Annotated in this window: 5 protein-coding genes and 2 pseudogenes; 4 read left to right on the top strand and 3 right to left on the bottom strand. The window is 59.0% G+C overall.

Annotated features, from left to right (window positions below):
- Positions 1–408 precede the first annotated feature (408 nt).
- The 3 genes from AC0L21_RS26705 to AC0L21_RS26695 form a co-directional block, all read right to left on the bottom strand.
- Positions 409–1,527: a restriction endonuclease gene (locus tag AC0L21_RS26705; protein ID WP_473264710.1), complete on the bottom strand. Its 1,119-nt coding sequence runs from the start codon at positions 1,525–1,527 to the stop codon at positions 409–411.
- 84 nt (positions 1,528–1,611) lie between these two features.
- Positions 1,612–4,074: an AAA family ATPase gene (locus tag AC0L21_RS26700; protein ID WP_473264709.1), complete on the bottom strand. Its 2,463-nt coding sequence runs from the start codon at positions 4,072–4,074 to the stop codon at positions 1,612–1,614.
- The gene (locus AC0L21_RS26695; protein ID WP_473264708.1) at positions 4,071–4,265 is read right to left on the bottom strand and encodes a hypothetical protein; all 195 of its coding nucleotides are present in this window, start codon (positions 4,263–4,265) and stop codon (positions 4,071–4,073) included. The genes AC0L21_RS26700 and AC0L21_RS26695 overlap by 4 nt, the downstream gene beginning before the upstream one ends.
- A 159-nt stretch (positions 4,266–4,424) precedes the next feature.
- Here AC0L21_RS26695 and AC0L21_RS26690 point away from each other — a divergent pair.
- The 4 genes and pseudogenes from AC0L21_RS26690 to AC0L21_RS26675 all read left to right on the top strand — a co-directional run.
- Positions 4,425–4,532 (top strand): annotated as a pseudogene (locus AC0L21_RS26690) (hypothetical protein); the annotation flags it as partial.
- A 153-nt stretch (positions 4,533–4,685) separates the two neighbouring features.
- Positions 4,686–5,027: a helix-turn-helix domain-containing protein gene (locus tag AC0L21_RS26685; protein ID WP_473264707.1), complete on the top strand. Its 342-nt coding sequence runs from the start codon at positions 4,686–4,688 to the stop codon at positions 5,025–5,027.
- Positions 5,028–5,052: 25 nt separating this feature from the next.
- Positions 5,053–6,365 (top strand): annotated as a pseudogene (locus AC0L21_RS26680) (DUF2130 domain-containing protein).
- A 450-nt stretch (positions 6,366–6,815) separates the two neighbouring features.
- Complete coding sequence (locus AC0L21_RS26675) at positions 6,816–7,151, top strand: recombinase family protein (protein ID WP_473264706.1); 336 nt, start codon at positions 6,816–6,818, stop codon at positions 7,149–7,151.
- The last annotated feature ends 642 nt before the right edge of the window (positions 7,152–7,793 follow it).

The following is a 7,793-nucleotide window of genomic DNA, read 5'->3' as shown; positions in this document are numbered from 1 at the left end:
CCTTAAAGCTAGACTTAAGGTCACACGCTTCGCGAATTACCACCCCTCACGCAAGACGGCCCCCATCGGAGGCGTACCTCGCACACGCCGCGCCTAAACCCGCTCCAGAGCCGTCAGCCTATTCTCGATCAGCGACGCAGATCCCTACTTGCGCTGGCAAGGCGTAGCTTGCGGCCGTAGCTTCGATAAGAGAGGCTCTTCGTTTTGGTCGAGAAGTATATAGACTTCAGACGCTTAGGGCGATTGGTGCAGAGGAGCGGTGATCCGCCTCCCTGTGGTGCCCGACCGCTGCCGGCCGCAACGCCAGCCCACCCCTACGTAGGTGTGGACCGATTCTTTCACCGACTAAGGCAGCCGAAGCTGCGGCACGTTCTGCATAACATGATGGAATATTCGAAATTCGTTCTGCTAATTTCGAGTGAGCGGGAGTCCTTTTATCCAGTTCTGAAGCGTGATGTAGTCGTGTAGCTGCATCTGGTGTTCAATGCGCTGCTGATATTCCTTGGCCCCTGACGTAAAGAATGACGTTGTGACGATTGCGCCAGCAGTCGCTCGCTCGGCCTGAAGAACCCCATGAAGCGATCGCACGATCTCGACTCCCACTTTGTGCGCAGGAGCATATCGCTTGCATTCGACCAAATAGAGGAATTGCCCTAATCCTTCTTTTCGTGCGGCATAGATGTCGAATCCACCGTCCCTCTTTTCGGGTGTCAATGTGATATCGTAGCCCATCTTGGCTAGGATCTCTCCGACCAGTTCTTCAAACTTGCGGGGCGGTAGGCTCCTCACCATTTCTGGCTTGGCCTTCAGAAGCTTGAGGATCTCATCGTTGGCCGTGCTGACGTCAACAATGACCTGCCGCTTGGAATCGCCCTTCAGCGGCCTGCCGTCAGGCCCCACAAGGCCATTTGCTCGAAAACCTCGCAGGTGACGGAGTATCTCACCTATGGCATCGCTTCGACCGCTGCGGAGCTCGTGCAGCGCCAAACTCACAATTGCGGGGTGCCCCTGTGAGATTTCTCGCAGCAGTTGAAGGTCTTTCAGCTGGAGGGACGCCCCCATCTCCTCAGCGACGTTGTTAGCAAGCAGGTAGAACTCTCGCTCATCCAGGCCGCCCAACACGATCTGCTCGGAGGACATACGTGCGAGTTGGACACGCGAAATCACGATGCTTCGAAGATTTGGATGCCGGAAGTGAGCCTCGTCAAGCTGCTTCATCAACCGAGACTGAGCTTCCCATGACACCCTGTCGAGATCGTCGACTACCAATAGAAATCGGGCGTCGATGGGCGCCGGTAGCTCAATGGGCTGTGCGGCCCTGGCCTCGTGGAGTGGCGCGCTTAAGAACTCAACGCCGCCGGGAAATAAATCCGCAGCGGCGTGGGCAAACATTTGAACAAAGCTCGTCTTTCCAATCCCACCCAGGCCCGTCACGACGACGCTTCGCGGAAAGTCTCCAATCAGGAGAGATTTCAGCCTCTCAAACTCCTTAGATCGGCCGACATACATGGCGCTGACAGGAGACATAGCTGGTCGCCACCCCTTCTAAGTAGACATAGTTCAGATTCTACCTGCGGATTCTCCGACTTAAACCGGGGCGATGAAGCCGCATCATCGTCTATTCAGTGAGCGGTAGAAGCGCTTGATGCCGCTGCCAGGCGGATCCTCGCACATGAAGCATTCGGCATAGGTGTCGATCGCTTGCATCACGCCCTGCAAGGATGGGCTGGAGAACGCGTTGGTCGCCCCCGTCGCGTAGTGGGCCACGAAATTGCCGGTGATACTGGCCATATGCGCCTGTAGGCCCGCTTGCTGCGCTGCATCCAGGATCAGATCGCCGGCGGCCTTGTGCAATTTCACGGCCGCCTCGATCGCGGCTACCGCATTGCCTACCTGCTTATTGTTATCGTCGAGCGCGAAATCAATCGGAACCGGGATTTTCACTTTCTGGATGATCTCCAGTAGCCGATGCTCCAGGTACTGGCGAAGTCGCGGCGCCGCGTCGTCGATCTGGCCGGCCAGCAGGAACCGCAAAGTGGCATCACGAACACGATTGACGGCATCAGATTGCGGCAACACGGCCGTGCGGGCTGTCCCTTCCAACCGTTGATGTCGCCAGCCCTGGCCGCTGTTGCGGTTGAAAAGCTTCTCGAGGAGGGTGTCATGGCTCAGGAGAATGACTTGTGGCCCATCAGCCTGCATAGGACGCGCAAACTGGGTACGAATGAGCTCCATCAGGTGGAATTGGTGCCCGGCGTCGAAGCTGGAGGTCACATCGTCCAGAACCACGAACCTTGGCTCGCCTCCATAAAGCGTCGCCGCCGCCAGGTAGACCGACACGGCAAACGCGTTGCGGAAGCTCTCAGAGAGGAGCGCCTGCGCGGACACGTTCTTAAGCGTGAAAAACTCGGACAGACCGATAGAAAGAGCCTCGGCACCATCGGCTTTGGCCAGCGACGGCTTGACAGGCTGGTACATGATCGAGCCGAAGAACTTCTGACACAGGGGCTCGACGGCGGCCAACCGGCGCTTGGAAAGATCCGCCTCCGCGGTAGCGAAGGTCTCACTCGCCCGGTCTAGGAAGGTCTTGATCCGCATGATGGCCGCAAGCTTGCCGATGACTTTCTTGAGAGAGGCCTGCGCGCCTTCGATTTCATTCCATGCCTTCTGCAGGCGTCTGGCGGCCTCAACTGCGGTCGTAACCGCAACGAGGGACGCCGGAAGTTCCTTCTCCAGCGCCTCGCGTTTGGTCTTTGTGTCCTGGAGGGCCGCCGACGCTCGGTCGATCAACGTGTTTCGCCAAGTCCAAAGATCTGCAACGTCGGCCGCCGTTAGAGCCAATTCAGCCCTGTGGGCAAGCGTAGCGAAGAGGAGCTTCTCGTCCCCGACGGCGTGAGCTTCTTCCAGCTTGCGCATATGGCCCCAGGACTTGGCCTGCCATTCGCTGTCGATGTTGACCGTGCAGTCCTCGAGCTCGTGGAATGCGGCCAGACGTACATCTAAGCCGGGTAGCAGAGGTCCGGAGCCCTCATGCTCGCAAGCCGGACACTTGTTCTTGTTCGGCCAACCGTCATCCACAAGGACGGCGCGGCTCGCGGCGTATAGATCCTTCAGCAGCCGGCCAGCGGTTTTCGACAGCGCAGTGTCGCGCTGTTGCGCGAGCGCGAGCAATTGCTGATGGTCCCCATCGGTCGGTCCCATCGAGATTTGGCTTGTGTACGTGGTCTCCTGGCCTCGCAACGCAGCCAGGCGCGCCGGACCATCGCCTCCTTCGGCCTTCTTGATCGACTCCACGCAGTCGTCGAGTGCTATATCGGCAAAGCCCTTGCCGGCGCAGTGCGGCATGAGAACCGCGATCTGGTGCAACGCGTCATGGGCCTTTGCGACCGCTGCCGCGTGATCCTTCTGCTCATGGAGGGAGGCCTGCGTCAGCAACTGAAACGCCGCGACCGCCTCAGCCTGCTGCTTGGCAATCGTTGCCTTCAAGGAGGTTTCCTGTTGGGTCAGGACTTTAACCTCGAAGTGGTTGTTGAAGGCTCGCGTGTTGGCAAGCCCTTGCAGTATCTGACGCAGGGTCGAGTATGCGGCGAGTCCAAGCAAGCCCGCAAAGGCTCGCCCCCTGTCGAGGGCCTTATCATCGATGAAGGACTGCAGCGTCTTGTGGTCGAGCAGGACGAAATCGCGGTTGAGGGATTCCAGAAGCTTCTCGCCGTCGATGTTGGCTGGGGAAGTCACCTTGCGAACGCCGAGGGCGTTGCGGGTTATGGTGAGCGAAACAGGCGCCCCTCCGCCGTCTGGCCGCACTGACAAACGGATCGTTCCCGTGTTTTTTGAATGGAAGCGGTTCAGGTAGTAAGAACCGCCGCTTTCCGTCGCCGGCAACTCGTCGAGCTTCGGAATCTTCTTGCGCAATGCGTATGTGAGTGCGTCAAAGATCGAGCTCTTGCCGACGCCGTTGGGCGCGGAAACGGAGTTGACGGCATCGTGCGCGAAACTCAACACCAGAGGATCACCCTCATTGTTGATGCCGCGCACACCCTCGATCTCGAGGCGTTCCAGAAACCAGCCGCTCATGGTGCCTTCGGCGTTTTCGCTAGCGCAGCGAGAAGCTCGTCCCAAATCAGGGCCGGCTCCGCACAGGCGGCGAGGTCATTAAGGCGGGTCGCTAGAACAGGTCCAAGCGTTGCGTCCAACTGCTCGAGCTCTGCACTGTATGCTGCAAAATTGTCGCCCAAAGGCGCGGTATCACTGAATTTGAAAACCATGGCCCCTCCCCTCGGCACATTCTCACCGACCGCGGCACAACTTTCAATAGAGCGATGCTCCGCATGCTACGAAAGTCATTGGCTGTATTTAGACACCAACCGATTGCCGGCGGGAGTGTTGGTCTGTGGGTCGAGGTTGCCGGCTGACTTGGCACCAGGATCAGCAAAATTTCTTCGCAGTCCACTAGAGTCCCCGTCCCCTCGCCTGTCTTTGGCGGGCTTTTAGAGATTCGCGACAACTTTGACGGCGGTACGTATCGGACCGTCTACACAACATGGTTGGAGGGCGTCCTGTATGTCCTTCACGCATTCCGGAAACCCCACCAGCGGGATTGCGACCCCGCAACGGCACATAGGCCTGGTCCGGCAGCGCTTGCGCAAAGCCGAGGCCTTTCACAAGGCAACAAAGGGAGAGCAATGATGAGCACCAAGAATAAGCTGCCCGCCCACACCAAGGGCTCGGGAAACATTTTTGCTGATCTCGGCCTGCCCGATGCCGAGGAGCATCAGCTTCAAGCTGCACTAGTGATGCAGTTAAAGCGGCTAATCGCCGAGTGGGAGATCACCCAGGTAGATGCGCCAAAGCTGGTGGACATGAAGCAGCCGGAACTGTCCAAGGTACTCCGTGGGCAATTCACGCTGGTTTCAGTGGAAAAGCTGATGTGCATGCTTACAGCCTTCGACCAGGATGTGGAAATCACGGTAAAGCCGCATCGCAAGCGCGGCGAAGCTGGGCGGATCACGTTTATTCCGGCAGCGTGAGCGCGAGGAACCAGAGGGAGGACTCATGAGCTTTAAAGCGACCGCGGCCGGCACCGCGCCTGAGCCCACCCTACAGTGCCCGAATTGCAACCATGAAATCCGGCTTACCGAGTCACTGGCGGCCCCCCTCCTCGCGGAGACCCGGCAGCGTTTCCAGGAGCAGTTGGCCGCCAAGGATGCGGAAATTACTCGGAAGACCGAGGCCCTGCGGCAGGAGCGCGAACAGGTCCTGAAGGACCGCGAGGCGATCGACGACCAAATTAAGCAGCGACTTGCGGCCGAGCGGAGCCAGCTGGTCGCTACCGAGGGAAAGAAGGCGCGGGAGGCGGCTGCGGCCGAGCTGCAGGCCAAGGTCGAGGAAGCGGCGGAACTGCGCAAGAGCCTAGAATCCAACAACGTCAAACTCGCTGAAGCACAGCAGCAACAAGCCGAGCTGATGCGCAAGCAGCGTGCCCTTGATGACGAAAAGCGCGAGCTCGACCTTACGGTTGAAAAGCGGGTGCAGGCCTCTGTCGATCAGATCCACGTCAAGGCCCGGCAGGAGGCCGACGAGGCGGCGCGATTGCGGGTTGCCGAGAAGGACCATACCATCGAGTCGATGGCGCGGACCATCGAGGAGCTGAAACGCAAGGCCGAGCAAGGCTCGCAGCAATCGCAAGGTGAGGTCCTGGAGCTCGAGCTTGAGGAATTGTTGCGCGGGCGTTTCCCAACCGATCAATTGAGCCCGTCGGCAAAGGCGAGCTCGGTGCGGACGTGATCCAGCAGGTCAATGGCGCGGTCGGTCAGCCCGCGGGCATTATCCTCTGGGAAACCAAGCGCACCAAGGCCTGGAGCGATGGGTGGCTCGCAAAGCTGCGCGACGATCAACGGCGATCGGGGGCTGACGTGGCCCTCATCATCTCTCACGCCCTTCCTAAGCACATCGAGCAGTTCGATCTGATGGACGGCGTATGGGTTGCCCATCCCCGCTGCGCGTTGCCGGTGGCCGTCGCCCTTCGGCAAGCGCTGATTGACGTTAGCAACTCCCGCTTAGTTCAGCAGGGCCAGCAGACCAAGATGGAGCACGTCTATCACTACCTGACCGGCAACAAGTTCAGGCAACGGGTAGAAGCCATCGTCGAGAAGTTCAACGACATGCGCAAGGACCTGGACAGCGAGCGCAAGTTCATGGTTCGCCAGTGGGCTAAGCGCGAAACCCAGATCCTATCGGTAATCGACTCGACGGTCGGCATGGTTGGCGACCTGCAGGCCATCGCCGGCAAGGCGATGCCGGAGATCGCAAGCCTCGACATGCCGCTCATCGAAGATGGGACCGAGCCATCCAGGAAAGCGGGATGAGTGACGGAGGTCGATGCTGGCTGAGTCCCCTCCCTCTCCTGTCGAGGCGGCTGAGGGTTTCTTTCTGGCTTGCCAGCATGACGAAGGCTTTGATCACAACAACGTAGTCTTCGCCAGGACCGTTGAACAGCTATTGCTAATGGCGGCGCTATGGACGACGGCCAAGCCAAGCTCAACCGCCACCTGATCCATCCCGACAGCCCGGTGCTAGTTCAGCTTAGGCACGTCTCCACGGGGCCATGAACTTCCGGGTTGGCAATACGTAGGTTCGCACCGTAGCAGATCGTAACGAACCTCGCCGCTAGTGGAAATTTGCTAAAGAGTTCAATACGCTGATAGATCGAGTTTGGAGGAGCCCCGTTCCGTCGACCTGCCCTTTATCGGTCTTGCCATCACAGAAAGTGGCGACGGCATTCTCAAGAAATCCGTACACAACGGGGGCCTAAGCCTATGAACCGAAAAACAAAACTGGTGGAAGCCGTTGCATATCTACGAACCTCGTCAGCGGCAAACGTTGGTGCCGACAAGGACGGTGATCGCCGACAGCGCGCTGCAATCGAAATCTTCGCCAACTCCAACGGGTACGATCTTGTCGGCGAGTTCTACGACGCGGCGGTCAGCGGTGCAGACCCGATCGCAGAGCGGCCGGGTTTGGCGGCGATGCTCGACCGCATCGCCGGCAACGGTGTCAGGACCATCTTGGTCGAAAGCCCAGATCGCTTTGCGCGAGACTTGGCGGTCCAACTCGCGGGACAGATCATCTCCGCAGCCTCGGCATCACGCTAATTCCCGCGAGTTCGCCAGACTTCTTCATCGAGGACACACCAACGGCGGTGTTAGTGCGCCAAGTGATGGCGAAGTTGCGCGCTGCGCGTCAGCGCAAGCGTGAGGCGGTCGGAAAGGTTGAAGGCCGGAAGAGCTGGGCGGAGCGAAACCCAAAGCTGGTTGCCACAGCAAAGCGTCTACGGCGGCGATCGCCGAAGGGTCACCAGCGCTCATTGCGTGAGGTCGCCGATGAGCTCGCCAAATTGGGCTATACGAATGAACGCGGAGCAAGATTTTCAGCTTCGTCGATCGCTTCTATAGTCTCTAATTAGGGACCCTACCGCCGTTCCCCCGGTGAAGCGCGTTCACGGCGTAGAGGGCTCAAGTGCGGATATCGGTTGGATTCGGAGAGAGGTCTCCGAAGCGGCCAGGGCGCCGGTGTCGATAACTCAGCCTCGTCCGCTGCCGAGCGAAACAGCAATTATTTTCAATACCCACAGCTTTCAGCCATTTCTTTGAGACGGCGCCCCTTGTAGACACACTATAAAGTTGCATTTTCAGGGGGCTCGCCATGACAGACTACACTCTTACCACCGGCAATGACACGGTTGTAGCGCCAGCGTCGGGCGCAACCGTTTATGGCACGGCGGCGACGCTGAACGC

Source organism: Bradyrhizobium sp. WSM4873, assembly GCF_055811355.1.
This window is presented reverse-complemented; position numbering and strand designations above follow the sequence as displayed.

Excerpts from the sequence above, each read along its gene's own strand:
- AC0L21_RS26705 (WP_473264710.1), bottom strand. The coding sequence starts at position 1,527 with ATGTCTCCTGTCAGCGCCATGTATGTCGGCCGATCTAAGGAGTTTGAG.
- AC0L21_RS26700 (WP_473264709.1), bottom strand. The coding sequence starts at position 4,074 with ATGAGCGGCTGGTTTCTGGAACGCCTCGAGATCGAGGGTGTGCGCGGC.
- AC0L21_RS26695 (WP_473264708.1), bottom strand. The coding sequence starts at position 4,265 with ATGGTTTTCAAATTCAGTGATACCGCGCCTTTGGGCGACAATTTTGCA.
- AC0L21_RS26685 (WP_473264707.1), top strand. The coding sequence starts at position 4,686 with ATGAGCACCAAGAATAAGCTGCCCGCCCACACCAAGGGCTCGGGAAAC.
- AC0L21_RS26675 (WP_473264706.1), top strand. The coding sequence starts at position 6,816 with ATGAACCGAAAAACAAAACTGGTGGAAGCCGTTGCATATCTACGAACC.